Here is a 26,084-nt window from a genome sequence, read left to right on the forward strand (position 1 = left end):
ACAAAGGCATCCATTGTCGCATCCAACTTTGCGGCCTGGGACTGGGACACCTTGAGTTTGCAAGCTACAGTCAGGACTTGGGTCATGGTTCTATCATAACTTCTGCATTCCTCCCGACACTGACCCTACGGGTACAGTGCGGGGCTCCTGCAATTTCTAGCTGACGATCCTCTGCTGGCCGACTTTGTCTATTGCGCTACATTTGTCCTCACCTGTATCTGGAGCTGGCGACGGGGGCAGCAAGCCCATCTGCAGATGAGACGGCTGTGGGGCAACTGGCGGGCTGCTATTCCTTGGGGATCCCTGCTGCGGGTGGTGCCGGCTTTGGTAGTGCTCTCCATCGGCACAACTTTACTGATGATCTACCTGATATCTTGGCTTGCACCAGAGCTGGCGGAGTCGATGCTGCACTCACTGGGGGAAGAGGATAGGGAAACGGCCTGGCCGCAGGTGTATCAGGGGTTGCGCTGGCTCTCGATTGGGGTGGTGGCCCCCATAACGGAGGAGTGGCTGTTTCGCGGCATCTTGCTACACCGCTGGGGCCTCAAGTGGGGCCTCTCCAGAGGTCTGCTGGCTTCTTCTGGGGTATTTGGCCTGCTGCACCCCAACCCCGTCGGGTTGACGGTGTTCGGCCTGGTGATGGGCCTGTTCTACCTGCAGACCCGCTCCCTGACCTTGCCTGTCTTGGCTCATGCCTTGAACAATCTCTTGGCTTTAGCGCTGGGATCCCTAGGAGGGGGAAGGATGGAACCAGCTGATCCAGTCGGGGCTTTCCACCTCTACTTCGGCCTGTTCTGTCTGGGGATAGCTGGGTTCATTTTGGTTCCCTTCGTCCGCTTCCATTGGCCGGAGCGTGGGGCTTGCTTGCCCTATTTCCTGAACCGCTGAGTATTGACTTCCTCACACTTTCCCTCCTGTCTGACGGACTTGTCTGACAGAAGAGCGCTGCCGTGGGATCCCCATGGGAAGTAGCGGAGGTTTGATTGATAAGGAATGCAAAGAAAACGCCAAAAACTGTCACTCGATCTCGGGAAAAAGCTGTGTGGATGGGGATATCCTGAAATAGGCAGCAACAGATTCCAGTGCAAAGTTTAGCTGTGGCTCGCCGGCCGATGGGGTAGTCGTTGGGCCGGGGGTCAGCCCAGAGGGTCAACATGGAAAGGCGGTCTTTTCTGCAAAAACTCCTCCTGGTTGCTGCCGGTCTTGGCCTATCCCCTGGCTGGTTGAGGGGCCGGGCTGAGCGATATGGGCAAGCTTTGGCGGCTGGCTCCCGCAAGCTGGCTGTTCTCATCGGTATTAACCGCTACCTTGGCGAGGGATCCGCGCTACAAGGGTGTTTGACAGATGTGGAGTTGCAGCGGGAGCTACTCCTCTATCGCTTTGGTTTTGACCCGGCAGACATTCTCACCCTTACCGATGGGGCAGCCACGCCGGCTGGGATCCAATCGGCCTTTGCAGAGCACTTGGGGGGTCAAGGTCACACGGCTGAAACGGTAGTGGTGCAGTTTAGCGGCTATGGCCAGTGGCGGCTGGGATCCGCGCCCAACTGTTGGCAGCCGGTGCTGCTGTTGTCTGGCTCTGAGGGAGTGGCAGCAATGGAGCTAGACAGCTTTTTCCGGCTTTTGGAAGGCTTGGGCACTGCCCAGATCACCACCCTTCTGGACTGTGGCTTTACCTATGTCTCGCCGTCGGTGCGAGGCAACTTGCAACTGCGTTCCCGTCCCCCAGCCGCGATCTCGGACTCCAAGGACTCCGTCCCGCTGGCGCGATCGGAGCCGCAGCGGGTTTGGCCGTCTCCGCCCAAGGGCTTGCTGATTTCGGCCACCACCCCGCAAGACTTGGCAGCAGAAGCCGCTTGGCCAGGATTCTATGCTGGGGTACTCACCTATCTGCTGACGCAGTACCTGTGGGAAACCACGCCTGCCACTCGTCTGCTGGTGGCCTTTAACCAAGTGGTTAGCCGGCGAGAGCTGGGCCTATTCGCCTGCCAACGCCCCACCTTGGAAGGCCAAGACACTGCTCGACACATCCACCCCTATTTTCTTGCGCCCACGCAGGCAGGGGTGAGCGGGGTAGTCCAAGAAGTGAAGGGGAATCGGGCTCAGGTGTGGTTAGGCGGGATCCCATCGGCGGCCCTGTGTGGTTTGCAGCCGGGTACTCTTTTGGTTCCCATTCCCGCCGATCCTTCCGCCTCTTCGCCGACGCCGCTGCTCATGCGTTCTCGCAGTGGGCTGTTGGCTCAGGTTCAGATGGCCAGTCCGGAAGGGCAGCTTCCCCCTGTGGGCACACCTTTGCGGGAGCAGCTGCGCGGCCTCTCCAGCACGCTCAAGCTTTTGGTTGGCCTAGAGGAGAACCTGGGCCGCATTGAAAAGGTGGATCTGACCAATGCCATTGCCGGCTACAGCTGGATGGAAACGGCCAACCCCCGCGAGCGACAGGTGGACTGTTTGTTGGGCCGCATCACCCCGGAAATGGCCACTGCTTTTAGGACTCCGTCCCGCTGGCGCGAACGGTCGGATACCCTGCTCAAACCCCTGGAAGTGAACAGCTACAGCCTGTTCTGGCCGGGGCGAGAATTGCTCCTGAATTCCTGTGGCCCAGCAGGAGAGGCTGCAGCAATGGCCGTCCAGCGGTTAGCTCCCCGTCTTGCCCATCTGCTGGCTGCCAAACGTTTGCGCACCACTCTCAATGCTGTTTCCTCTTCCTTGGCGGTGGTGGCGGAGTTGGCTGTCAAAGGTAGAGCTGCCAATCGCGCCAGCGGGACGGAGTCCTTAGCTCCCCCGTTGGCGGCACGCCTTGTCCAGTCCGCAACTTCCGCTCCTGCTGAGGTGGGTATGCAGCGGTTTACGCGAGGGGATCCCTTGCATCTCACCCTTTGCAACAACAGCGATCAGCATCTGTTCGGCTACCTGTTGCTGATCGACCCGACCGGACAACTGCACCTGCTGGCCCCCCTGCCTCAGGACAACTTCACCACACCTCTTCGCCTGGAAGCCAAGGGCAGTTTAACTTTGCCACCCTTGCCGGAGGTCGATGGCGAGCTGCGCTCTGCTGTGAGCTCTGACTTGCTCACCTGTCATGCCCAAGGGCTGACGGAGCTGTTGTTTGTGGCCAGCACCCGACCCCTGTCCGCCAGCTTGGAAGCCCTCAAGGCTATGGCCCGCAAACTGGGGGTAGCCCGTTCGCCGATGTTGCTCAATGGGCCGCTGGAATGGACGCAAACGCTCCTCGAGGAGTTGACTCAGCGTGCCCCCGATCGCGCCAGCGGGACGGAGTCCTTAGGGGATCCCGACTTGCGTTGGCTGGATCCCGCCCAATCCATCACCCTTTCCCTTACCTATTTGCTGGTTTAGCTCAGCAGCAGGGCAAACAAGCCACAGAGGGCAATACCATCGAAAACCCCGGCCCCGCCAATGCTGAGAATGCCTGAGCAATTGCGCCGCAACACCTCCGGCAAGTGCAGGAGATCCGCCCCGATAAGGGTACCCAAAACCCCGCCGGCAAAGGCCACCGCTGGCGCCTGATCCCCTGCCCAAAACAGAGCGGCTAAGGCTGCCGTAGCCGGGGCAATCAAGGGGTTCATTTGAATGCCGATCCCCGGCACCACGTGGGAAGCATAGTAGCTGACCAAGGTTACCAGCGCCGTTACCGCCAGGATCAGCACGCTATCGGCCCGCCCAAATTGGTATAGGGCCAAGAGCACCGGGATCAGCCCCCCGCCCACGTTTAAGGCAATCACCGTCTCCTGGGAAAGCTTGGTCAAAGGGATCCCCCAGAACTGCCGCATCCACAAGCTAGCTAGGTCTTCTACCAGCGTCACCTCGCATTTCACCCGATAGAGGGGAATATTGACCGAGCTGCCCACAAGCACTGCCAAGAGCAGCAACAACGCCCCATCTCGGGAAAAGCCCAATTTCCCCACTGCCAGCGCCACCACATCCACCGCCAACCCCAACCAAACCAGCGGCAGCAGCAGCAACAGCACTACAAACAACAACAGCGAGACCGGTAAGTAGAACATGGCAGGGATCCCAACTTTTCTTCAGCCTATCAGGACTCGGTTCAACTTTTCTCAGCTGCGTGCCCCCTGAGAAAGTTAGGTTTGCAACTAAACTTTATTCGTTTCAGGATCTCAAAGGCCAAAAATGAGGTTGCGAATATCCCGATCGCGTTAGCGGGACGGAGTCCTTGAAATATTGCGGCCAGCCCTCCAGTCGCCAGGAGTTTTAGCCATAACGATTTGATAGCGCGGATCTCCATAAAACCGAATTTTGATGTGATTAGATTCTTCAACAGTCTCGAAGCAAAGGTCGCGCAGATACTGTTCAGTATGAATGTTCCACTTGCGGTAGTCTCTGAAGATGTAGCCCTACAGGACAGGCCGGCAGAGGTGCTGCAGATCCTGGGCTAGGCATGGCCCGCTACTACGGGAATGGGGGGATGCCTGCTGGCGAGACTCCGCCACACCAGGGATCCCAGCCCAACAGCCACTCTGGTCGCAGGGACGCCGTTCCCCAAGGCGCGGCAAACGAGCCCCAGTAGGACAGACCACAGCAAAACAACCAATACCCACAAGACTAGACCCAACAGCGGGCCCGCCAAGCCTGCTTCCAGATTGGTCAAAAACTGAAGGCCACCATCACCAACATCAAGGGCAACGAAGTTACTTTCCAGATTTGAAGATATCAGAGAAGATAGCAGAATCGGCAAAGTCCAGCTGCTCTGGGCGCAAAGCAAGACAGAGCTCTCGAAAAATTTGAGTTAACCGCCTATCATGCAGACCATCATCATGACTGTGGGCACCTCCTTGCTCACCAACCTTGACAAAGACCTGCAGCCGCAGCGCCCCTGGGTGGGACAAAAAACCATCGGGGATCCGGAGCAAGCGCTGGCCTGGATGAAAAGAACCGATCTGGAGCTGATCAGCGCCGATCGCGCCAGCGGGACGGAGTCCTTAACCAACACCTACTACCGCCTGGATCCCACCCCCGGCGATGCTTTGGTTCTGCTGCACTCCGCAACCCCCCATGGGCTGGAGTGTGCCCGGATTTTGAAGCTCTTCTTTGAAAGAGAACTGGGCCAACAACAGGTTTCTCTGGTGCCCCTTCCCGGCATCGACTACGAGCTAGAGGGATCCTCTCTGGAGCGGATGGCCGAGCTGTTGAAACAGTTGGCAGAGAGCGCCAAGGGGATCGTCACCTTTGCCGCCACCGGTGGGTTCAAAGCCCAAGCCATGATCATGGCTGTGGTGGGCAGCCAATTGGGGATCCCAGTTTGCTACATCCATGAGCAATACAAGTCTTTGGTCTACCTGCCCTACCTACAGCCGGAAGTTCAGCCCCGGATCCCTCGGGCAGGTCTTCCCGATCGCGCCAGCGGGACGGAGTCCTATCGCGCCAGCGGGACGGAGTCCTTTTCAGGCCGACCTCGCTCCGAAGTCATCCAGCTGCAGGTCGACAGCAGCCACCACCGTCCTCGCAGCTGGGTCAAGGTGGAAAAACTCCTGCGAGACATTCCCTGGGTGGATCTGGTCCGCTACGACCCGCACGCTTACTCTGCCCCCAAAAACAGCGTCAAAGCTGCAAACCGCAAAACAGAGGACGGCCCTTGTGGATCCATCTCCACCAGAGCCAGGACACCCACCTTGCTGTCAGGGTAGAGACCACCGGTTACACCCCTGAGCACCTGGAGCAGGCCGCCGCTGAGTTGCGGGAGCGCTTGGGTCGTCTGGTGTGAGTTCCCCCCAGGGAAGGAACAGGCCAAGATCCACCCCCGGCCTTTCGCGAGGTGAGCGCGGGGCATTTTGTGGCTTGTCACCTGGTGCCCTAGGTAGCCCTCAAGGGATCCCGGCCACGCCGGTTTGGCGGGCAGCCTGGATTACCGCAGCGGCCACCTGGGGAACCACCCGCCCGTCGAAGACCGAGGGGATGATCCAGTGGCGATCCAGGTCTTCGGCAGGGATCAAAGCCGCAATGGCCTGAGCGGCAGCCACACACATCTCGGTGTTGATCTGCTTGGCCCGGCAGTCGAGGGCGCCGCGAAACACGCCCGGAAAGGCCAGCACGTTGTTGATCTGGTTGGGGTAGTCGCTCCGCCCAGTGGCCATCACCGCCACCTGATCGCTCACCAGCTCGGGCTGAATCTCCGGCACCGGATTGGCCAAAGCAAACAGGATGGGATCCGGTGCCATTTTTTCTACCATCTCCACTGTCAGGGCATTGGCCACGCTCACCCCAATAAACACATCCGCTCCCACCAAGGCTTCCGCCAGGGATCCCTTCTCCTCGACGGCAATGGCCGCCTTCTCGGGGGTGAGATCGGAACGGGAGCGGCTGAGGATCCCTTGGCGGTCGCAGACCAGGATGTGGGCTGCCCCGGCCCGCCGCAGCAGTTGCGTCACGGCAATGCCGGCTGCCCCGGCCCCGTTGAGGACAATGCGCACCTCGTCTAGGCTCTTTTTCACCACTTTCAGGGCATTCAGCAGCGCCGCCAGCACCACAATGGCGGTGCCGTGCTGATCGTCGTGAAACACCGGCAGGTTGAGGCGGGCCTTGAGCTGAGACTCAATGGCAAAGCAGCGAGGGGCGCTGATGTCTTCCAGGTTAAAGCCGCCAAATCCCGGCGCCAGGCGCACCACCGTCTCTACAATTTCCCCCACCTCCTGAGTGGCCAGGCACAGAGGAAAGGCATCGATATCGGCAAAGCGCTTGAACAGCGCCGCCTTCCCCTCCATCACCGGCAAAGCTGCCTCCGGGCCGACATTCCCCAAGCCCAGCACCGCACTGCCATCGGTTACAATGCCCACACTGTTGCCCTTGATGGTGTACTCATAGACCGCGGCGGGGTTGGCAGCAATTTCCAGAGAAACCCGCCCTACCCCCGGCGTGTAGGCCATGGCCAGATCGGCGGCGCTCTCCAGGGGGCTTTTGGCCACCACTTGCAGTTTTCCCCCTCGATGCAGCTCAAAGGTGCGATCTACCACCCGCTCCACTTTCACATTGGGTAGGGCAGCCACGGCGGCGCGAATTTGCTGGGCATGCTCGCTGCTGACGGCATCCACCGCGATCTCCCGTACCGTCTCCGCAGGGGATTGGTGGATGAGATCGATCTGGCTGAGGCTGCCTCCCACTTCCGCAATGGCCTGGGTGACGCGGGCTAGGGCTCCCGGCTGGTTGAGCAGGCGAATGCGCAGGGCAATGCTATAGCTGGAGCTGGGGGTGAGTTTTGTCATAGCTCCCTATGGTAGACGAAAAATCCGCTTCCGACTTGCACACCCTGGCCAACTGGCTGGAGGGTTACTACAGCAACCGCGCCCAGGCGATGGCAGAGCCGGTGTGGTTTGTGCCGGTCAGCCTTTGGTACGTGCGCCTTCCCCACCTGTTCTCGGAGGGGATCGGCTTTTTTACCGAGCAATTTAACCAGCACACGCCGGGCCAGTTTTATCGCAGCCGGGTGCTCCAGGTATTGGGGGATCCCTTGCGGATCGAGAACTACAAATTGCGGGATCAAGCAGCTTGGGCAGGTGCCTCTCAGGATCCGCAGCGCTTGGCGCAGCTCTCCTTGGCCGACCTGGAGCATTTGCCCGGTTGTCGCATTTTGGTGGAAAAGCGCCCAGACTGCTACCACGGCGAAATGCTGCCAGGTGGAGAATGTCGTCTGAACCCCGGGGATAGCACCTATATCCACATCGAGTTCGACCTCACCCCCAGCGAATTCATCACCTGGGATCGGGGCTTTGACGCCGCCACTGGCCAACAAACCTGGGGATCCCGCGCCGGACCCTACCGTTACCAAAAAGGGATCCCACCGGCTCCTCTTCAGGTCTGAACCTTCAAAACAGGAAGGGAAACAGATCTCGAAACCCTTTGCGCAGCCTGAGCAAAAAGATCAGCCGCTCCACCTCTGGAGAGACAGATCCGGTTTCGGGCCGAGCTGCCAAGGCTTCCTGGAGTTCCAGAGCTTCGTCGGCGGTGAGGGGCTGATTATCGACCGGAGAGCGAGCCCGCAAGTCGGGCTGGGCCCGCAACACCTCTTCCGGGATCTCATCGGCAGGGGGCAGTGCCCAAGCTTCCGGCCAAAGCAGCAGCAGACCCGCGCAGCAGCCCAGTCCTGCACTCCAGAGCCGTTGGCCCATCCGACCGGTTCTCCTAGCGTTGTCCAGTAAACTACCCGACTCCGACCGCTAAGCGGTACGGAGCGGGCTTTCAGTAGCCCTGAGCCTGCTCTGCTCTACCAGAGAACAAAACAGGCCCGAACCTCTAGGCCGGTTTACGGCAGCCCCCAAGAGCGCAATTACGTTTGCACCATTCAAGTCCACATCTCCTTCCCATCCACAGTGCCCACACTTGAACGACTTACCACTGCGATAGGATTGCGCAGGGTCGGGATGGATGTGCAAACACCGGTGGCAGGTCTGCGACGTGTAGGCAGGCGGCACAAGAATCAGAGAAACCCCTGCAACCCTCGCCTTGTATTCCAGAAACTGGCGTAGTTGGTAGAACGCCCAACTGTTGGCCCTGCGCCGCTCGGCTTTGCTGCGGGGTTGTTGATTGACTCTTTCCCGGATCCCTGTCAGGTCTTCCAGGGCAATAGCGCTGTTTGTGGTCTTTGCCCTAGAGACAATAGCTTTGGAGATGCGATGATTGACCCACGCCTGAAAGCGCCTCTCCTTGCCAGACAGCCGTTGCAACAGTTGACGGCATCTGCGCCGCGAACTGCGTGTGCCCTTACTGGCTTTGCGTTGGAGTGCCGCCCTCAGCTTGGAGTAGTGGTCTCGGATTCGGTTCAACTGCTGTCCATTCCAGTTATCACCCTCTGACGTATGGGCAATATCTGTCCTCCCCAGGTCCACCCCCAGCACTCTGCCCGTGCGTTGCGGTGGGGATGGCTCCGCTTCCACACAGATTTGAATGGAGTAGGAGCCGTCTTTACGCTTGACCAGAGTGGCGGATTTGGGATTGGAGCCCGCCAGCCGTTCTCTCTGGTAGCGGCCAATCGCCAGCTCAAAGCGCTCCCGACCCTCCACCGTGGTCAGCGACACCGACCAGTCTTTCTCGCGAAACGAAAAGATACGTGCATCGTAGGTAGCGAAGCCCCCTTTGAACGCTTTGACGGGGCGGTTTTTCTGTTGGGCAACTTTACGGGCGCCGGCCAGCCGTCTGCAGACCTGCTGAGCCAAGTTACTGGATAAGCCGAACCGGGCACGGATTTCGCGGTAGCACAGAGACTGGAGCTTAACGGCGTTGGCGACTTTCTCCGGCGTGTTCTGGTTGACCCAATTCAAGGCTTGGCCAAAAGCCTCCAAAGTCGCGTCCAATTTGGCGGCTTGCGACTGGGACACCTTGAGCTTGCAGGAGACGGTCAGGACTTGGGTCATGGTTCTATCATAACTTCCGCATTCCTCCCGACACTGACCCTACGGGTACAGTACGGGGCTCCTGCGATTTCTAGCTGAACTCCACCCCTTGAAGGGATCCCTCCCAACCTTTCCCAACCCCTCGACCTGTTGCTGGGGGAAAGGGGGGGATCCCTTTAGCTGGCCATGGCTTCCGAGCGCTCTTGGATCACCCGATCCACGATGCCGTAAGCCTGAGCTTCCGTGGCCGAGAGGTAAAAGTCTCGCTCCACATCCCGCTCGATTTTCTCCAGCGGTTGGCCGGTGGTTTGCGCCAAGATCTCGTTCATGCGTCGTTTGACTCGCAGAGTTTCGCGGGCGCGAATTTCAATGTCGCTGGCTTGGCCTTGGATCGTGCCCAGCGAAGGCTGGTGCAGCATGATGCGGGAGTGGGGCAGGGCAAACCGCTTGCCCTTGGTGCCAGCAGCCAACAAAAAGGCTCCCATTGAAGCTGCTTGGCCCACGCAAACCGTAACGATATCTGGCTTGATGTGGTTCATGGTGTCGTAGATGGCCATGCCCGCCGTCACAGAGCCACCGGGAGAATTGATGTACATCACAATGTCCTTTTGCGGATCCTGCGAGTTGAGGTAGAGCATCACCCCCACGATGGTATTGGCCAAGCTATCGTCAATGGGCTCGCCGATAAACAAAATCCGCTCTTGGTACAGGCGATCGTCAAGGCTAATCCACTGGCTATAGGGCTCGCCGGGCAAACGGTAGGGAACCCGAGGCACTCCAATCGGCATAAGTTTCTCCTGGCAAAGTATGAAACACAGAACGACGCGCTTGTAAGATATCTTCCGCGCTCAAATCCAGCTGGGGCAAAACCGAGGAAACAATGCGTCCAGATCCAGTTTTGACCTCGCCTTCGTATTCTCCGCCAACCCAGCGCACCGCGGAAACGGACTGCTTGGCTGGATCCACTGGGATCCCACGGGCAGCGTAATCTTTGCGCTTGTCTTGATAATCGTGTTTTTCATTGTCTACTCCGGGGGAAACGACTTCCACCACCAACAGCGGCAGGGGCATGTGCAGGCAAGGATTCCGCAACCGTTTCCCAGCAAGCTCACATAGCGGGATGCAAAGCCATCACCTCTGGATTGCGCAACCGAGCCTTGGCTGCGGGCACTTCGACCTCAACTTGGCCCAAGCTCAGGCGTTGGATGGGCAAAAACTTGGGCAATTCCGCAACCAGAAACAGCTCAATGAGGGTGTTCATACGCTCCTCGGCTTCCCGAATGGACCCGTCTTCAGGTTCAACCCGTCCTTCATAAAGCCCGTCCGTGAGGTGGAGGTACTCCTCCGCCGTTAAAGGCTGTACGGGAACTTGAACCATCGACGGATCCCTCTGCTTCAGTTTTTGGCTGTTGCCAACTTCGGCACGCCTTTGGAACTGGTCAGCACCTGATCGATGAGGCCGTAGGCTTTGGCTTCCTCTGGTGTCATGAAAAACAGCCGCTCTGTGTCCTTCTTGATCCGCTCCATAGGCTGGCCCGTGCTGCGGGACAGTTGCTCCAGCATCATGTTGCGCAAAGTCAGAATCTCGCGGGTGCGAATTTCGATGTCGCTGGCCTGTCCACGGGTGCCCCCATAGGGCTGGTGGAGCACGATCGTGGCATTGGGCAGACTGGCCCGAAATCCTTTGGCTCCTGCTGCCAACAACATGGCCGCCATCCCAATCGCATTGCCGATGCAGATAGTATGCACAGGCGGCTTGATGTAGTTCATGGTGTCCAGAATGGCAAAGGCCGCTGTGTCGTAGTTATAGGTGCCCGTCGAGTTGATGTACATCTTGATCGGCTTTTCCCGATCCTCGTACTGCAGATACAGCAGTTGCTCGATGATCAGCTTGGTGACGTTGGCATTCGACTCCTCTGCAAGGGGCAAGCCCAGGTAGACAATGCGCTCCTGCAACAGCAGCGAAGCCAAATCCGGAGGCGGGGTACGAACCGGAGCGCCGCCATAGTAGTAGTAGGTCGATTGCACCATGCCAGAGTTCTCCTACGCCTGGGTCTGTTCAACTGAAAAACACCAAAAAAACAACACTTGAGGACCACAAGGGATCCGCAGCATCCCAACGGATCCCTTGCAGTCTGAGGACCTCTCAAAGCCAGCTTTACTCCGCCCCTTGAGGCAAGAGAACCCGCTCCGGCTCCGTGACCAGCACCTTGGGCTTGCGCTCCTCATCCACATCGATGAGCACCTCCGATCCCTCCTGGACATGCCCAGTCAGGATCTCTTCCGCCAGGATGTCTTCCAGCAGGCGTTGGATGGCGCGGCGCAGCGGGCGTGCCCCGTAGCTGGGGTTATACCCCTCCTCCACCACCAAGTCTTTGAAGCGGTCGCTGACCGTAAGGCGGATTTTCTTCTCCGTCATGCGGTCAAACACTTCCTTGAGCAGGATGTCGGCAATCTGCTTCACCTCATCCTTGGTCAGTTGCCGGAAGACGATGATCTCGTCCACGCGGTTGAGGAACTCCGGACGGAAGTACTGCTTCAGCTCCTCGTTCACCAAGTTGCGGATGCGGTTGTAGTTGGCATCCTCGTCGTTGGTGTTGAACTCGAAGCCGAGGCTGCCGCCGCCCTTCTCGATGACCTTCGAGCCGATGTTAGAGGTCATCACGATCAGGGTGTTCTTGAAGTCCACCGTGCGGCCCTTGGCATCGGTCAGGCGGCCATCCTCCAGGATTTGCAGCAATAGGTTAAACACATCCGGGTGCGCCTTCTCGATCTCATCGAAAAGCACCACCGTGTAGGGGCGACGCCGCACCGCTTCTGTGAGCTGACCCCCCTCGTTGTAGCCCACATAGCCCGGCGGGGATCCAATCAGCTTGCTGACCGTGTGCCGCTCCATGTACTCCGACATGTCGAGGCGGATCATGGCCGACTCGGAGCCGAAGAAGTAAGCTGCCAAAGCCTTGGTCAGCTCGGTTTTGCCCACCCCTGTTGGGCCGGAGAAGATGAAGCTGGCGATGGGGCGGTTGGGATTTTTCAGCCCCACCCGAGCGCGGCGGATGGCCCGGGAGATGGCCCGCACCGCTTCGTCTTGGCCGATGATGCGCTGGTGCAGGGTTTCTTCCATGTTCAGCAGCTTCACTGACTCGCTCTCGGTCAGCTTGGCCACCGGCACCCCCGTCCAGGCGCTGACCACTTGGGCCACGTCCTCTTCGGTTACCTCAGGCATTTCGCTGCGGCTGCTCTCCTCGGCTTTTTTGGCAGCGGCAATGGCGCGGATCTGCTGCTTGATCTCCATCTCCCGATCCCGCAGCTCACCAGCCTTGTCGAAGTTCTGGGCCCGCACCGCAGCGTCTTTCTCCTTGAGCACTCGCCGCAACTCTTGATCCAGCTCCCGGGCCGCCGGGGGCAGTTGAGAGTTGATCAGGCGCACCCGCGAAGCAGCCTCGTCGATCAAATCGATGGCCTTATCTGGCAAGAACCGGTCGGAGATGTACTGGTCGGCCAGCTTGGCTGCCGCATCCAAGGCGGCATCGGAGATCTTCAGCTTGTGGTGCTGCTCGTAGCGCTCCCGCAAGCCAAACAGGATCTCGATGGTCTCGGAGACCGTCGGCTCGCCCACCATGATGGGCTGGAAGCGGCGCTCCAGAGCAGCATCCCGCTCGATGTGCTTGCGGTACTCATCCAGGGTGGTGGCGCCGATGCACTGCAGCTCGCCGCGGGCCAAAGCAGGCTTGAGGATGTTGGCGGCATCAATCGCCCCTTCCGCAGCCCCGGCCCCGATCAGGGTATGTACCTCGTCGATGACCAGGATGATGTTGCCGGCATTGCGGATCTCATCCATGATTTTCTTGAGGCGCTCTTCAAACTCGCCGCGGTACTTGGTGCCGGCCACCAGCAAGCCAATATCCAGGCTGATCACCCGCTTGTCGGCCAAAATATCGGGCACATCCCCCTGCACGATGCGCTGGGCCAAACCCTCGGCGATGGCGGTTTTGCCCACCCCTGGCTCGCCAATGAGGACGGGGTTGTTCTTGGTGCGGCGGCCCAAGATCTGGATCACCCGCTCGATCTCCCGCGTCCGACCGACCACCGGATCCAGCTTGCCCTCCTGGGCCAGTTGGGTGAGGTTGGAGCCGAATTCGTCCAGGGTGGGCGTTTTGGTGCGGCTGGAGGATCCCCCCCCTGCCGTCACTTCGGCGGTCTCGCCCAACATGCGGATCACCTGGGTGCGCACCTTGGACAGATCCACCCCCAGGTTTTCCAAGACGCGGGCCGCTACTCCCTCCCCTTCTCGGATCAGGCCCAGGAGCAGGTGCTCAGTGCCAATGTAGTTGTGGCCGAGCTGGCGGGCCTCTTCTAGGGAGAGTTCCAGCACTCGCTTGGCGCGGGGAGTGAAAGGGATCTCGACGGCCACAAAACCGGATCCCCGACCGATAATTTTCTCGACTTCAATGCGGGCGTCCTTCAAGTTCACTCCCATGGACTTGAGAACTTTGGCGGCGACCCCAGTGCCCTCGCCGATTAACCCCAACAAAATTTGCTCGGTGCCAACGAAATTGTGACCTAACCGTCTGGCTTCTTCTTGGGCCAGCATGATCACCTTGATGGCTTTTTCTGTAAAGCGTTCAAACATGATCCTCGGGCTCCCTACGCCTGCATCAAGGCGGACTTGATAGGGGTAATCCTAGCACAAGTTCTGGCGAAACCAAGGGACGGTAAATACCCCAGACGGAAGCTGTCTGGGGCCAAAACGCGCCTGGAGAGATTTGAACTCCCGACACCGTGGTCCGTAGCCACGTGCTCTAGTCCACTGAGCTACAGGCGCAAAAGGGGCGGGCCAACCACGGTTGACTGTCTGTCCATACTATCTGTCCATAGTTACTCAGATACTATCCAGTACTATCCAGAGACAGAGATGGACATCTATCAATGTGGCTTAGGCATTCTAGCACAAGAGCGTTCTTTGGAAAGTCCAGCGGGGGTGTAGATATCCGCCAGCGTTAACATTGCCCTTGCCAAGGTTGCCGGACTTCTCCCCCCACTTCGAGGCCGGCTTGGGGGCTGGTGGCCTTGATCACCGGCGTCCAGACTTGGCCGTTGCGCTGCCAAAGCTGCAGGTGCAGATGTCCTGCCAGGGTATCCCGACAGTTGCGCTGCATCCCTTCTGGGCCAGGGGCGAATACAGTTTGGCCAGGCCGCCGCGTGTGCCCTTCTAGCCGAATACACCAGAGGGCACTTTCTCCCCAGATTCGCCAGGATCCCCAGGGATCCACTTGCCAAGTCAGATGAGCTTGCCCAGGCCGCCATTCCAAAAAGGGCTGGGATCCCCATCCATGCAGGCTGATTAGGGCCACTTCTTCGGGGCGGGTGAGCACCTGCCGCTCAGCTCCGGCACAGGTGAGGCTAAGGCCGGGATGTTGGGGAAAGGCGTTGCACTGGATCCAAAACCAGCGGCGAGGAAAGCTTTGGCCCCAATTTTTTTCGGCGTAGGCGGGAGCCTGCTGAAATGCATAGCGCCTGCCTCTCCACTCCACCCAGCCGGTGGCCAAGCCATGGCTCATGAGGATCTGCCAGCCCGGCTCAAAGATGGGCAGATAAGACCAGGCTCCCATGGTGGCTCGGGGTGGGATCCCATAGGCAAAACGAGGTTGAATGCGGTAGAGCCAGCGAATAGGCTCAGAGACCAAGGGATCCGGCAAAATCCCCTGATTGAGGTGGGCGGTGTATTGGTAGCCACTGGCGGTGCGCTGGAAGAAGGTGAAGGGATCCTGAAGGCCGCGACAGCCAGGGTCTGGGATCCCTGAGTGCCCCAAGGCCAGATGGGTTGAGCTGGCCCAAAAGCGGCGGGGATTGGGGAAGGTGCGCCAATGCAGCTCCTCCTCTGGCCCCAACACCTGAGCCATGCCCCCACGCTTGGGATCGATGGCGTACATGAAGGCAAAGCTGATGGGCGGATCCCCGGGCAAGGTGACGCGGCTGTACCAGCCCTCGAAAAACCGCTCTGTGCAGCCATCCCAGTGATAGCCGGCATGGGGCAGGGATCCCCAATCTGTTGAGTTGTTTTGCCCAGAGCAAGCCGCCGTTGGAGGAAACGCCATTGAGACCTAAGCCATCGCAACAATGATAAACGGAAGTCTATGCTTACCAAAATAATAATTGTATTGTTTCTATATTTATTTGCCCTTAGGATATCAACCAAGCTGAGATTTAAGGATTTCTTGAGATTTCACGAAGGAAATCCATGGGTCAGGCGACTTGAACCGGAAAGCTTCCATCTTGCCTTCACATATCCTTTCGATGAGGTGAGCATGACGTCACGTCGTAACTTTTTGCTGTCTGCGGGTGCGGCCACCGTGGGTGGACTCGTGAGTGGCAGCTTAGCACGGGCCAGCACAGGCTACTGGGTTGCCCAGGCCAGCGGCCCAGAAACCCCCAATCTCAGGTTAGGCTTTATACCGATTGTGGAGTCTGCCCCCCTGATCATCGCCAAGGAAAAGGGCTTTTTCGACAAGCACGGCATGACCGGTGTAGAGGTGTTAAAGCAGGCCAGTTGGCCGGCAGCCCGTGACAACGTGGTCATCGGCTCAGCAGGTGGGGGCATTGACGGCGGCCAGTGGCAGATGCCGATGCCTCACATGATCCACATTGGCGCCATCACCAACAATCAGCCGGTGCGCATGGCAGTTCTGTGTCAGTTGATCACCCAGGGGAACGGAATTGCCATTGCCGGAATGCACGTTGGCAAGGGCTTGGGGCTGGATATCTCGGGAGCCGCGGATTACATCAAAAACTTCAGCGCCAGCAACAGACGCAAATTCAAGGCCGCTCATACCTTCCCCAACGTCAATCAAGATTTTTGGATCCGTTACTGGTTTGCTGCTGGGGGGGTAGATCCGGATCAAGACATCGACCTGTTGGCGGTTCCCTCTGCCGAAACGGTGCAGGGAATGCGCAATGGCACCATGGATGCTTTTAGCACGGGGGATCCCTGGCCCTACCGGATTGTGGCCGATGGGATCGGGTTTATGGCGGCCCTTACCCAACAGATTTGGCCCTTTCACCCCGAAGAATACTTGGCCATTCGCGCCGATTGGGTAGAGCAAAACCCCAGGGCCACACAAGCCACTTTGATGGCGGTGATGGAAGCGCAGCAATGGTGCGACGATCCGGCCAACCGAGAAGAACTGACACGCATTCTCTCAGGGCGTGCCTACCTGAATGTGCCGGTTGAAGTTCTCACCCCTCCCTTTCAAGGCAACTACGAATTGGGAGACGGCAAGCCAGCTGTTCAAGATTTCAATGCCGGGCCCTTGTACTGGGAAGATGGCCGGGGCAGCGTCTCTTACCCCTATAAGAGCCATGACCTTTGGTTCCTGACGGAATCCCTGCGTTGGGGCTTTCACGCTCGCTTCCTTCCCGATCTGGATACTGCCCGTCGTCTGGTGGATGAAGTGAACCGTGAAGATCTCTGGCGTGAGGCCGCCAAGGCACTGGGGGTGAAGAACATCCCCAACAACACCTCGCGGGGAACAGAGCGTTTCTTTGACGGTGTGGTGTTTGACCCACAGAATCCGCAGGCTTACCTGAACAGCCTGAAAATCAAAAGGGTCTAGCTGAATAGCTTGATTGGGCCAAGTTCCTCACCTTCTTTCGCAGGAAGTCCATGGCTTACCGTTTCCTTGTTCGAATCTCTCGCGCGACAGGGATCCTGCCTACCTGTGGGATCCCACGAGGTCGAAAAAAGCGGTGCCGAGCTTTCTGCCCAAACGATGGAAAGTTGATGGATGCTATGAGCCTCGCACTTTTTGAATAACTTTAAATGCCATGTTGAGGATCGGCTATGTTGGCTCTACTTCACGTTCCGCGCGAACTCTTCAGGGATCCTCCTTTTGAGAGGCCGGCCCAGCCTCGCTGGGACAAGCTCATCCTTTCAATAGCCGTAGGAATCCTGAGTTTTCTGATTGTCGTGAGAGTTTTGTTGAGTTTGCAATCCCTGTGTTTGCCCATCCAAAGAAAAGGCAAGGCCAATCCCAGTTCATGCTCTGTTTCCAACACGTTGTAGAACCCTGCGGCTGGAATGTTCTGAGAGCGCGACAACAGAGAACCTTGTAAAACCCTATCCTCCTCTAGGAGCTATGACGACAACACTTTCTTCTCCGGCAAAATCTGCAACGGCGAAGCTCGATTTGGCGAAGTACCGAGATCAGATTCTCCCCCCTGTGGTGGGTATTGTTGGATTCCTGCTCATCTGGCAGCTCTTGGCCAGTGCCAACCTTATTCGGCTGCCGGGGCCCTGGGATGTGTGGATGGATGAGCGCAGCCGATATCTGATCCTGCATCCTTTGTACCGCAACAGCGACCTCGACCAAGGGCTGCTGCGCCAAACCTTGGCCAGCCTACAAAGGGTGGCCATCGGCTATTGCAGTGCCGCTTTGGTGGGCATCACGTTGGGCATTTTGGTGGGAAGCAGTGTGTGGATCAACCGAGCTTTGGATCCCATTTTCCAATTTTTGCGCATGGTAGCTCCCTTGGCTTGGGTGCCCATATCTTTGGCTGCTTTGCAACGCAATGAGCCGGCTGCCCTGTTCGTTATTTTTATTACCTCAATTTGGCCCATTCTCATCAACACGGCTGTGGGGGTGAGACAGATCCCGGAAGACTACATCAACGTCTCCAAAGTGCTCAAGCTCTCCAAAGTGGACTTCTTTTTTAAGGTGTTGCTGCCCTCAGCCCTGCCCTACATGTTCACAGGTCTGCGCATCGGCATCGGCCTGTCTTGGCTGGCCATTATTGCCGCAGAGATTGTGATGTCGGGTGTGCCAGGGATCGGCTTTTTCATCTGGGATGCCTACCAGCAGAACTACGTGACTGAGATCATCGTTGCTGTCATCTACATTGGGGCGGTGGGCTTGCTTTTGGATCGACTGGTGGCTGCCCTGCAAAACAAAATAGCCAATCGCTAGCCTCGTTTGCAGATCTTTTCACTGCATGTCCATCCAATTGAGTTGGGATCCCTCTTACATTGTCTTTGAGTGTTAGCCCCAATCAGCTCTTCAAAAAGAGTAGAACTGAGGTCTGGGATCCGAGTTGCTGAGCAATATCTACAGGTGGGGAGGTCTTCTGTGTCTGTATTGGTCAGTGTAGAGCAAGTGGAAAAAGCGTTTGGTCTGCCTGGAGGCCAAGAATATCTAGCCCTCAAAGGGATCGATCTCCAAATTCACCGCGGGGAGTTTGTCTCCTTAATCGGCCACTCCGGCTGCGGCAAGTCCACCCTACTGAACATGGTGGCGGGGTTGTCTCTGCCTACCGGAGGGATCGTGGCTTTGGATGGACATACCATTACGGCTCCCGGCCCCGATCGCATGGTGGTGTTTCAGCATTACTCGCTTTTGCCCTGGCTAACGGTTCGGCAAAACATTGCGCTGGCGGTGAATGCCGTTCTTAAAAACCATTCTCCGGCTGAGCGTCAGCAGATCGTGGAAGAGCACATTGATCTGGTGGGTTTGCGCCACGCAGCAGATAAGCTCCCAGCCCAATTGTCCGGGGGTATGAAGCAGCGGGTGGCCATTGCCCGTGCCCTGGCTTTGCGGCCCAAAGTGTTGTTGTTGGATGAGCCATTTGGCGCTTTGGACGCGCTCACGCGCGGGAATTTGCAGGAGCAGTTGATGCGCATCTGCGAAGAACACCAGATGACCACCCTCATGGTCACCCACGACGTGGACGAAGCCGTCCTGCTCTCGGATCGGGTGGTGATGCTGACCAACGGGCCGGGATCCCGAATTGGCAACATTTTAACCATCGATATTCCCCGCCCCCGCCGTCGGCTGGAGGTGGTCAACCATCCCAGCTACTACAGCTACCGCAGCGAGATCATCTACTTTTTGAACCAACAAAAACGCATCAAGCAATGGCGTGCTCGCCGCAGCACTGTGGTGGCCAGGCATGGCTTGGAAAAGATCAACTTGGAGATCGGCTTTGTGCCCCTCACTGCCTGCGCTCCGTTGGCTGTGGCCAAAGAAAAAGGGTTCTTTGCCAAACACGGCTTGGAAGAAGTGAACTTGGTGCGGGAAACCAGTTGGCGAGGGATCCAAGACGGCATTCAGGGAGGTTATCTGGATGCGGCCCAAATGCCCGCCGGTATGCCGGTGTGGATGTCTTTGGGCGGAGGGGATAACCCGCCTCAGCCGGTGGTTACGGCCCTCACCTTGACCCGCAACGGCAATGCCATCACCTTGCATAAGCGGTTCTACGAGCAAGGGATCCACACCCTCAGCCAGTTGAAGGCTTACATTCTGGATAGTCCCAGCCGTCGGCTTACCTTTGGGGTGGTGCATCCCAGCTCTATGCACAATTTGCTGTTGCGCTATTGGCTGGCAGCCGGTGGGATCCACCCGGATCACGATGTGGTACTGAAAACGCTGCCCCCGGCTCAGATGGTGGCCAACCTGACAGCCGGCAACATCGATGGGTACTGTGTGGGAGAGCCTTGGAATCTGCGGGCCGCCCTGGAGGGCAGTGGCTTTACGGTGGCTACGGATCTGGAGATTTGGCTGGGCCATCCCGGCAAAGTGTTGGGGGTGCGAGAAGATTGGGCCAGGGCCTACCCCAACACCCACATTGCCTTGGTGAAAGCGCTGTTGGAAGCCTGCCGCTACTGCGAAGATCCGGCCCATCACGACGAGATTCGCGAGCTGCTCAGCCGCCGCGCCTACCTGAGCACCGACCCATCCTACATTCATCTGGGGGATCCCCAGCGTCTGATCTGTGACTTGGACAGGCCGATGCGGGAATATGCCCACCACCGCTTCTTTCTGGGCGCCGGCAACCGTCCCAGCCGCACCGAGCATCTGTGGATGATGAGCCAAATGGCCCGCTGGGGGGAGCTGCCCTTCCCTCGCAACTGGGTGGAGATCGTGGAGCGGGTGTGTCAGGTGGGGGTATTCAGTACGGCAGCCCGCGAGCTGGGACTGGATGTCTCCTACCAAAGGCAGCCCATTCAGTTGTTCGACGGGATCCCTTTTAATGGCGAGGATCCCCTGGCCTACCTCAACAGTTTGGCGATTAAGCACGATATTTATGTAGCCGAGGTTGCCTTAGATCGTCGTCCTGTGTTGCTCTAGATACCCACTTGGGCGCCCTTGCAAAAGCACATTCCCCGTTGTGAGAAAATCATGAGTTGGAGCACCCTACGATGACTGCCCTCTTGACAACCTCTACCCCAGCGAACGTAGCCGCAGAACCCTACCTAAGCCTTGAGAATGTCAGCAAGACCTACTCAACTCCCAAGGGGGATTATCCCGTCTTGCGAGATATCAACCTCAGTGTGAACGAGGGAGAGTTTGTCTGCTTGGTTGGGCATTCCGGCTGTGGCAAAACCACCCTGCTGAATATGGTTTCCGGATTTGCCCAGCCCACCAGTGGCTCGGTGAAGCTGAAAGGGCAGCCGATTACAGCTCCTGGCCCGGAGCGCATGGTGGTGTTTCAAGGGTATGCCCTGTTGCCTTGGCTCACGGTTTATGAAAATGTTTATTTGGCCGTTCGGTCGGTATTTCCCCACAAGAGCCAGTCGGAAAAGCATCGAATTGTGGAAGAACATTTGGATTTGGTGGGGCTGGGGGAAGCTGCTCAGAAATATCCCTCGCAAATTTCGGGAGGGATGAAACAACGAGTAGCCATTGCCCGTGCACTGGCCATCCGCCCGGAAGTGCTGATTTTGGATGAACCTTTCGGAGCCTTGGATGCCATCACCAAAGAGGAGCTGCAAGAGGAGCTGTTACGCATTTGGGATGAACATCGCTGCACGGTTTTGATGATTACCCACGACATTGATGAGGCGCTGTTTTTGGCCGACCGCCTGGTGCTGATCGCGCCAGCGGGACGGAGTCCTTTGACCAATGGCCCTGCAGCCACCATCGGGCAGATCGTGACCATTCCCTTCCCGCGCCCTCGGGATCGCGAGCGGATTCTTGAAGATCCGCAGTACTACCGCCTGCGCAACTCGGTTCTCAGCTATCTCTACGGCCATGAAGCCAACCCAGAGGCGGCTTGCCGATGAGCCGATAAATCAAACCTAGAGCAGTTGGCGGAGCGAGAGGGTGACCGGGCAGCCGGAACCCCTTGGCCGTCAGGGGCAGCGCTTGGGCAGGCGATCCGCAAACCTCTCTTGGAACTCGCCCACAACATTGCGCAACCGCTCGTCCAAAACGGCCAGCGTCTGGGATGCGATCTCGTCCGGCACGCCGCCGAAAAACGCCTCCGCAATGCCCCCGGCAATGCAGGCCATGGTGTCTGCGTCTCCACCAAGGGAGATGGCGTTGCGCACCGCGTCTTCAAAACCGTCTGCCTCTAGGAACGCGATGATCGACTGGGGCACCGAGCCCTGACAGGAGACATCGAAGCAGTAGTGCTCCCGGATATCGTCCAGCCGCTCGGATAGGCAGTATCCGAACTCTTGCTCGATGTACGTCTTGATGTCGGCCTTGGTGTACCCTGACCGGGCGAGAAACACGGCGGCTGCCGTAGCCTGAGCGCCGCGGATGCCCTCCGGGTGGTTGTGGGTTACCTCGGCACTGGCCCGCGCCTGGGCCAGCACTTCTTCCAGCGTGTTGCAGGCGATGCCAATGGGGCTAACCCGCATGGCGGCTCCGTTGCCCCAACTGTAGTACGGCTCACGGCAGCGATGCTCGGCCCAGTGGATGAAGCTGCTCCCGTACCCAGCCTCTGGGTAGGCGTGGAAGTACTCATGGTACCAATCGACGTAGCTACCGCCCCGCAGCAGCCGCTCGGCCACAGCGACCGTCAGAACCGTGTCATCGGTAAATTGGCTGGCCTCGACGAACAGCGGAAAGTTCTTCGTTTTGGTGCCCGAGTGCTCATGGACAGAGCCGATAACATCCCCGGCAATGGCTCCCAGCATCAGTACCCTCTCCTTTTTCTTTTCCCAGTTCTCAATCTCCCGGTTCTCAATCTCGCCGTTTCCGAAAAGGCTCGCCCGCCCATCCAATTCTGAATCCGCACCCCTAGGCAATCAAGCGGCGCACCGCCCGAAGCAGCTCCGCGGGGGGAGGAGAGTTGGGATCCCAGCGAATTTCCAACTCAGGTGAGTCTTTGAGCACTTGAGGAGGGCCGGGCGAGGTGTGCAGGATGGCCACACAGCGCAAATTGCCCCGGTCTCGACAAAACTCGTGCCAGAGAGGGATAGCCTCGGGATCCCGGCTGACCACCAGGTAGTGGGAGCAGGCTTCCAGGATCGGCTGCTTTTGCGGATCCACCTTGCCGCCCACATCCACAATCACCAAACTCTTTTGCCGGCGCAAAGCCAGAATGGCCTGGGCATGGAAGCTGAAAAATTCGGGGGTAAAAGAGCCCCGGTACTGGTGCTTGAGGATCTTCGCCTCTTCTGGTGGCAAGTCTAAAGTCCAATTGCCTTCCCCATCCCAATGGGCCCGTTGCAGATAAATATCGGGATGCTCCGGCAGCAGAGCTTCGAAGAGGGCGCGGGCAAGACGGCTTTTGCCACTGTCGGGGGGGCCCACCACCATCACCGCCGCTGCCAATTCTGTTCGCGTCAGCGGGCCGTAGGCCTTGCCCGGCCTTCCCTGCACCCAGGGGATGACCTGGCCCACCCGCACTTCGGGGGTATGGCTGGAGACCACCACCGCGCCCAAGCGTGGGTCATAACAGGCCACCCAACGGGTGAAGTGGCACTCATGCACCAGCCAGCCATACAGCCAAATGGGGGCCCGCCCCGTCAGAACCACCCCCAGCTGGGCATTGATCCCGGCAGGCAGCTGAAGCTGAGCCAAATCCTCTGGAAAAACCAGGCGATCCGGTCGGGTCAGCTCAATTTCGATGACCTGAAAAGACAGTTCCGAAGAATGGGATCTTCGAGGGTCCAAGGACTCCGTCCCGCTGGCGCGAAAGGACTCCGTCCCGCTGGCGCGAGCGGCCAGACAGCCGGAAAGCAAATGCAGTGCCACAGCAGCCATGGGCAGATTTGACGAGACAGGTTGACTTCAGTATGGAAGAGATTGGAAGTGGGGGATTCCAAATCGTGGCAGAGTGGTCAGGCTCTCGTTTGCGCCTTACTTCAAAAAAATCCCTGGCCTGGAGTGCCATCAACTGGTTGACCTAAGAACCGAGGGAACTGTCGGATGAGCGGATTTGAGCTGCCTTTGACGGTGGAAGTGTTGCGTTGGTTAGCGGGCGGTCAGTTGGCCGAGCGCCTGGAGCGGGCCGTGCGCCTGTGGGTACTGCTCCACTGCCTCTATGGCGAAAACCGCTGGCCAGACCTGCCGGAAACCTTTGGCTATACCCACATTCGGGATCGCTTGCTCTCACCACGGCACCCCAAGCAGGATCTGGCACAAGGGATCCCTTCACCCTATGGCGATTCTGACTGTAGCGATTCTAACTGCATTTGCTGGAAACCCTTGAGTTTTTGGCTGAAGGATGCCAACCTATTGACCGCCTTAAAAGCAGAAGTTCCCGATCTGGAAACGCTGCTAGCTGCCCGACCCTTTCACAAGACCCACCGCACCCTGCGCAAAGAGCTGGACTACCTGGCCGCCCAGGGTTGGCTGCAGCAAATTCAGGCCAACCCCAAGCGAAGAGACAACTTCCGCTGCTGCGCCCCAGGGGCTCATCCCCAGTTGCCGGCACCTTCATCCACTTGGACTCTATCGGGCAAGCAGCTTGAGCAGATTTATCACATCCTCAGCGATGTAGCCTTTGTGCATCCAGATGTCCAGGTTTTGCTGGATGAAATCTGGGCCAACCAAAGGACTCCGTCCCGCTGGCGCGATCAGCACTCGCAGCGGCGGCTGTTTGTCTGGTTTGAGTACATCCTCTCAGACGAACAGCAAGAACGGGTGGATGAATATCAAAGCCAGCTAGAAGCCCTTTGGGCCAACCCAGAAGCAGGGGTGATCGGTTTTGACTACGCCACCCGCCAACATGGGATCCGACACGTTCTCACTTACCCAGTCTGTTTGTTCTATGCCCGCCGCGCCAAGTATTTGGCAGCCTTTGGCCAGCTTCCCACCCCCGAAGGATCCCTGGGCTGGCACAATTTTCGGCTGGATCGGATCCAGTCTAAGCGCTTGGCGGTGATCCCCTGGGGCGATCCTTCTATCCCGGCAGAGCTGGCAACCCGCAAACGGCAGAGGAAGCTGCCCAGCCCGGAAGAAGTCCAGGCGGCATGGGAAGAGGCCTGGGGATCCGATTTTTACCTGCCCAAGGCATTGTTGATCCTTCGATTTTCCCCGGAGTTTGCCCGTCGCTATGTGGAAAGCACAGTGCGACATCCCACCTTCCAGCCCATTGCCTACGAGCGGATCCCGGCTTTGGTGCAGCAGGCAGTGGCGGATGTGCGGGAACGCCAACAGATTTTGAACATTGTCCGGCAAAGGCCGGCCAGCGACCGCTATTTTCGGGCCTGGGTGCGGGTGGGAGATACCAATTTCACCATGCGTTTGCGCGACTGGCGGCCCAACGGCGAGGTCATCGCTCCCCTGGCCTACCGGGAACAGATGGCTCGGGAAGCCCAGGCAGAGCTGCAGCTTTATGTTTCGTCTGTTTCCGTTTAGTTGTTTTTGTTTCCATTGTTTCCATTAATTCCACTTCCCCGAAGGGAAGCGACTCCCCCCGATTATAACCCTTGCCCAGAGCGGGATCCAGGGGCCTAGATCGACAGGGTCTCGTTTAAGGACTCCGTCCCGCTGGCGCGAAAGGACTCCGTCCCGCTGGCGCGAACGGCTGCAATTTCCCCTTATTTTTCTCCGCCGAGGGGCCTGAAACCCTTGCCCAGAGCGGGATCGACCGGGTCAACGGAAGAATCAGGGTTTGAGGCTTGTCGCCGACCCTGTCGCTAACCATGTTGGTGTAGAAATTAACATGGATCCCTGTGTGGAGGTTGCTGGGGAGCTGCTCCTGAGACGCTGAAGTAGGGGGCCAATGGGGCGAAAAAAGGACTCCGTCCCGCTGGCGCGTTCGCGTTAGCGTCGCGTAGCGACAAAGGACTCCGTCCCGCTGGCGCGATGAGAGGCTAGGGAGCGACGACATAGCGATCCTGGGAGAGGCGCTCGTTGCCCCGATACACGCTCACCTGCAAATGCTGGGGATCCAGCCGGTGCCCCTCTACACGGATGGGTGGGATCCTCAGGGCGTGGCGGGATCCCCGTCCCAGCACGGACACAATCAGGTTTTGGCCGCGGATCTGAACTCGTAGGCGCACCGGCCAGGGGAAAGGGTTGCGCAGCTTGAGGTCGGCCAAGCCGTACCAAACGGTGGCATCTAAGCCAGGGGGCACCGACTCTACCTGCCGGTAATGGGGGTGCCTCTCCACCACCTCCAGCCCTGCCAACAGAGCGGCATTGTAAAGGCTAGAGGACACCTGACAGATTCCTCCCCCAACCGAATCCAGGGTTTCGGCCACCATAAACACCGGCGCGGGCACATAGCCTCGTTCCAGGCTGCGCGGCCCCACCACTTGGTTGAAGGAAAAAATCACTTCTGCCTGTTCCTGTGAGCGTGTCGCAGGCATGATGTAAACTCCATCCAGGCTTTGGACGGCTCGGCGAATGTTGTGGAGTTGAGAAGGAGTGCGCTCCTGCAAAGAAGTAACGTATTGGCTTAGGGTTGTTGGCGTGGGATCCGTCCACCACAAGGCCAGAAGGGCCAGTAGCGCCCCCACCAGCACAGCCAACCTCCGCAGGTCAACCCTTCCTCT

22 protein-coding genes and 1 tRNA gene are annotated in these 26,084 nt (G+C 58.4%); 9 read left to right on the forward strand and 14 right to left on the reverse strand.

The window, feature by feature from the left end:
• The first annotated feature begins 255 nt into the window (after nt 1–255).
• Both ACVW0C_RS09545 and ACVW0C_RS09550 read left to right on the forward strand, forming a co-directional pair.
• The gene (locus ACVW0C_RS09545) at nt 256–888 is read left to right on the forward strand and encodes a CPBP family intramembrane glutamic endopeptidase (RefSeq protein ID WP_457385123.1); all 633 of its coding nucleotides are present in this window, start codon (nt 256–258) and stop codon (nt 886–888) included.
• A 266-nt stretch (nt 889–1,154) separates the two neighbouring features.
• Complete coding sequence (locus ACVW0C_RS09550) at nt 1,155–3,353, forward strand: caspase family protein (RefSeq protein WP_457385125.1); 2,199 nt, start codon at nt 1,155–1,157, stop codon at nt 3,351–3,353.
• Here the strand turns inward: ACVW0C_RS09550 and ACVW0C_RS09555 are convergent.
• Nucleotides 3,350–4,021, reverse strand: coding sequence for a DUF1614 domain-containing protein (locus ACVW0C_RS09555; protein ID WP_457385127.1), 672 nt, complete (start codon nt 4,019–4,021; stop codon nt 3,350–3,352). The two genes, ACVW0C_RS09550 and ACVW0C_RS09555, sit on opposite strands and share 4 nt — an antisense overlap.
• 768 nt (nt 4,022–4,789) lie before the next feature.
• Here ACVW0C_RS09555 and ACVW0C_RS09560 point away from each other — a divergent pair.
• On the forward strand, nt 4,790–5,659 hold the full coding sequence (locus ACVW0C_RS09560; RefSeq protein WP_457385128.1) for a putative CRISPR-associated protein: 870 nt from the start codon (nt 4,790–4,792) through the stop codon (nt 5,657–5,659).
• Between the two features lie 177 nt (nt 5,660–5,836).
• On the opposite strand, the gene ACVW0C_RS09565 is transcribed toward ACVW0C_RS09560, so the two are convergent.
• On the reverse strand, nt 5,837–7,231 hold the full coding sequence (locus ACVW0C_RS09565; protein ID WP_457385130.1) for a malic enzyme-like NAD(P)-binding protein: 1,395 nt from the start codon (nt 7,229–7,231) through the stop codon (nt 5,837–5,839).
• A gap of 8 nt (nt 7,232–7,239) precedes the next feature.
• Here ACVW0C_RS09565 and ACVW0C_RS09570 point away from each other — a divergent pair, with 8 nt between their 5' ends.
• Nucleotides 7,240–7,827 (forward strand): chromophore lyase CpcT/CpeT, encoded by a 588-nt coding sequence (locus tag ACVW0C_RS09570; protein ID WP_414423904.1) that lies wholly within the window; start codon nt 7,240–7,242, stop codon nt 7,825–7,827.
• Nucleotides 7,828–7,831: 4 nt separating this feature from the next.
• On the opposite strand, the gene ACVW0C_RS09575 is transcribed toward ACVW0C_RS09570, so the two are convergent.
• The 9 genes from ACVW0C_RS09575 to ACVW0C_RS09615 all read right to left on the reverse strand — a co-directional run bounded on the left by ACVW0C_RS09575 (nt 7,832) and on the right by ACVW0C_RS09615 (nt 15,453).
• Complete coding sequence (locus ACVW0C_RS09575; protein ID WP_414423903.1) at nt 7,832–8,134, reverse strand: hypothetical protein; 303 nt, start codon at nt 8,132–8,134, stop codon at nt 7,832–7,834.
• A gap of 48 nt (nt 8,135–8,182) precedes the next feature.
• The gene (locus ACVW0C_RS09580; RefSeq protein WP_457385132.1) at nt 8,183–9,376 is read right to left on the reverse strand and encodes an RNA-guided endonuclease InsQ/TnpB family protein; all 1,194 of its coding nucleotides are present in this window, start codon (nt 9,374–9,376) and stop codon (nt 8,183–8,185) included.
• Nucleotides 9,377–9,531: 155 nt separating this feature from the next.
• Nucleotides 9,532–10,143 carry an ATP-dependent Clp protease proteolytic subunit gene (locus ACVW0C_RS09585; RefSeq protein ID WP_011432257.1) on the reverse strand — a complete coding sequence of 204 codons (612 nt, stop codon included), beginning with the start codon at nt 10,141–10,143 and terminating at the stop codon, nt 9,532–9,534.
• The gene (locus tag ACVW0C_RS09590; RefSeq protein ID WP_049749557.1) at nt 10,091–10,426 is read right to left on the reverse strand and encodes a Uma2 family endonuclease; all 336 of its coding nucleotides are present in this window, start codon (nt 10,424–10,426) and stop codon (nt 10,091–10,093) included. Before ACVW0C_RS09590 ends, ACVW0C_RS09585 begins: the two co-directional genes overlap by 53 nt.
• A 37-nt stretch (nt 10,427–10,463) precedes the next feature.
• The gene (locus ACVW0C_RS09595) at nt 10,464–10,733 is read right to left on the reverse strand and encodes a hypothetical protein (RefSeq protein WP_414328712.1); all 270 of its coding nucleotides are present in this window, start codon (nt 10,731–10,733) and stop codon (nt 10,464–10,466) included.
• 17 nt (nt 10,734–10,750) lie between these two features.
• Complete coding sequence (locus tag ACVW0C_RS09600; protein ID WP_414349574.1) at nt 10,751–11,386, reverse strand: ATP-dependent Clp protease proteolytic subunit; 636 nt, start codon at nt 11,384–11,386, stop codon at nt 10,751–10,753.
• Nucleotides 11,387–11,513: 127 nt separating this feature from the next.
• A complete protein-coding gene (locus ACVW0C_RS09605; RefSeq protein ID WP_457385133.1) occupies nt 11,514–13,988 on the reverse strand; it encodes an ATP-dependent Clp protease ATP-binding subunit in 2,475 nt (824 codons plus the stop codon).
• Between the two features lie 118 nt (nt 13,989–14,106).
• A tRNA-Arg gene (locus tag ACVW0C_RS09610) sits at nt 14,107–14,180 on the reverse strand.
• A gap of 175 nt (nt 14,181–14,355) precedes the next feature.
• A complete protein-coding gene (locus ACVW0C_RS09615; protein ID WP_457385135.1) occupies nt 14,356–15,453 on the reverse strand; it encodes a tocopherol cyclase family protein in 1,098 nt (365 codons plus the stop codon).
• Nucleotides 15,454–15,657: 204 nt separating this feature from the next.
• Between ACVW0C_RS09615 and ACVW0C_RS09620 the strand changes: the two genes are divergently transcribed.
• The 4 genes from ACVW0C_RS09620 to ACVW0C_RS09635 all read left to right on the forward strand — a co-directional run bounded on the left by ACVW0C_RS09620 (nt 15,658) and on the right by ACVW0C_RS09635 (nt 21,410).
• Nucleotides 15,658–16,968 carry a CmpA/NrtA family ABC transporter substrate-binding protein gene (locus tag ACVW0C_RS09620; protein WP_457385137.1) on the forward strand — a complete coding sequence of 437 codons (1,311 nt, stop codon included), beginning with the start codon at nt 15,658–15,660 and terminating at the stop codon, nt 16,966–16,968.
• A gap of 522 nt (nt 16,969–17,490) precedes the next feature.
• Nucleotides 17,491–18,318 carry a nitrate ABC transporter permease gene (gene ntrB / locus ACVW0C_RS09625; RefSeq protein ID WP_457385139.1) on the forward strand — a complete coding sequence of 276 codons (828 nt, stop codon included), beginning with the start codon at nt 17,491–17,493 and terminating at the stop codon, nt 18,316–18,318.
• Nucleotides 18,319–18,477: 159 nt separating this feature from the next.
• Nucleotides 18,478–20,475, forward strand: a complete 1,998-nt coding sequence (locus tag ACVW0C_RS09630; RefSeq protein ID WP_457385141.1) for a nitrate ABC transporter ATP-binding protein — start codon at nt 18,478–18,480, stop codon at nt 20,473–20,475.
• Between the two features lie 71 nt (nt 20,476–20,546).
• The gene (locus ACVW0C_RS09635) at nt 20,547–21,410 is read left to right on the forward strand and encodes a nitrate ABC transporter ATP-binding protein (protein WP_457385143.1); all 864 of its coding nucleotides are present in this window, start codon (nt 20,547–20,549) and stop codon (nt 21,408–21,410) included.
• A 69-nt stretch (nt 21,411–21,479) separates the two neighbouring features.
• On the opposite strand, the gene ACVW0C_RS09640 is transcribed toward ACVW0C_RS09635, so the two are convergent.
• Together ACVW0C_RS09640 and crn3 are read right to left on the reverse strand one after the other, a co-directional pair.
• Nucleotides 21,480–22,271 carry an ADP-ribosylglycohydrolase family protein gene (locus tag ACVW0C_RS09640; RefSeq protein ID WP_457385145.1) on the reverse strand — a complete coding sequence of 264 codons (792 nt, stop codon included), beginning with the start codon at nt 22,269–22,271 and terminating at the stop codon, nt 21,480–21,482.
• Between the two features lie 103 nt (nt 22,272–22,374).
• Nucleotides 22,375–23,343 carry a CRISPR-associated ring nuclease Crn3/Csx3 gene (gene crn3, locus ACVW0C_RS09645; protein ID WP_011432248.1) on the reverse strand — a complete coding sequence of 323 codons (969 nt, stop codon included), beginning with the start codon at nt 23,341–23,343 and terminating at the stop codon, nt 22,375–22,377.
• A 165-nt stretch (nt 23,344–23,508) separates the two neighbouring features.
• Here crn3 and ACVW0C_RS09650 point away from each other — a divergent pair, with 165 nt between their 5' ends.
• Nucleotides 23,509–24,942 carry a TIGR03985 family CRISPR-associated protein gene (locus ACVW0C_RS09650; protein ID WP_457385147.1) on the forward strand — a complete coding sequence of 478 codons (1,434 nt, stop codon included), beginning with the start codon at nt 23,509–23,511 and terminating at the stop codon, nt 24,940–24,942.
• A 458-nt stretch (nt 24,943–25,400) separates the two neighbouring features.
• Here ACVW0C_RS09650 and ACVW0C_RS09655 read toward each other — a convergent pair whose 3' ends face one another.
• Nucleotides 25,401–26,054 (reverse strand): VanW family protein, encoded by a 654-nt coding sequence (locus tag ACVW0C_RS09655; RefSeq protein ID WP_457385172.1) that lies wholly within the window; start codon nt 26,052–26,054, stop codon nt 25,401–25,403.
• Between the last annotated feature and the right edge of the window lie 30 nt (nt 26,055–26,084).

Source organism: Thermostichus sp. OS-CIW-26 (assembly GCF_054058395.1).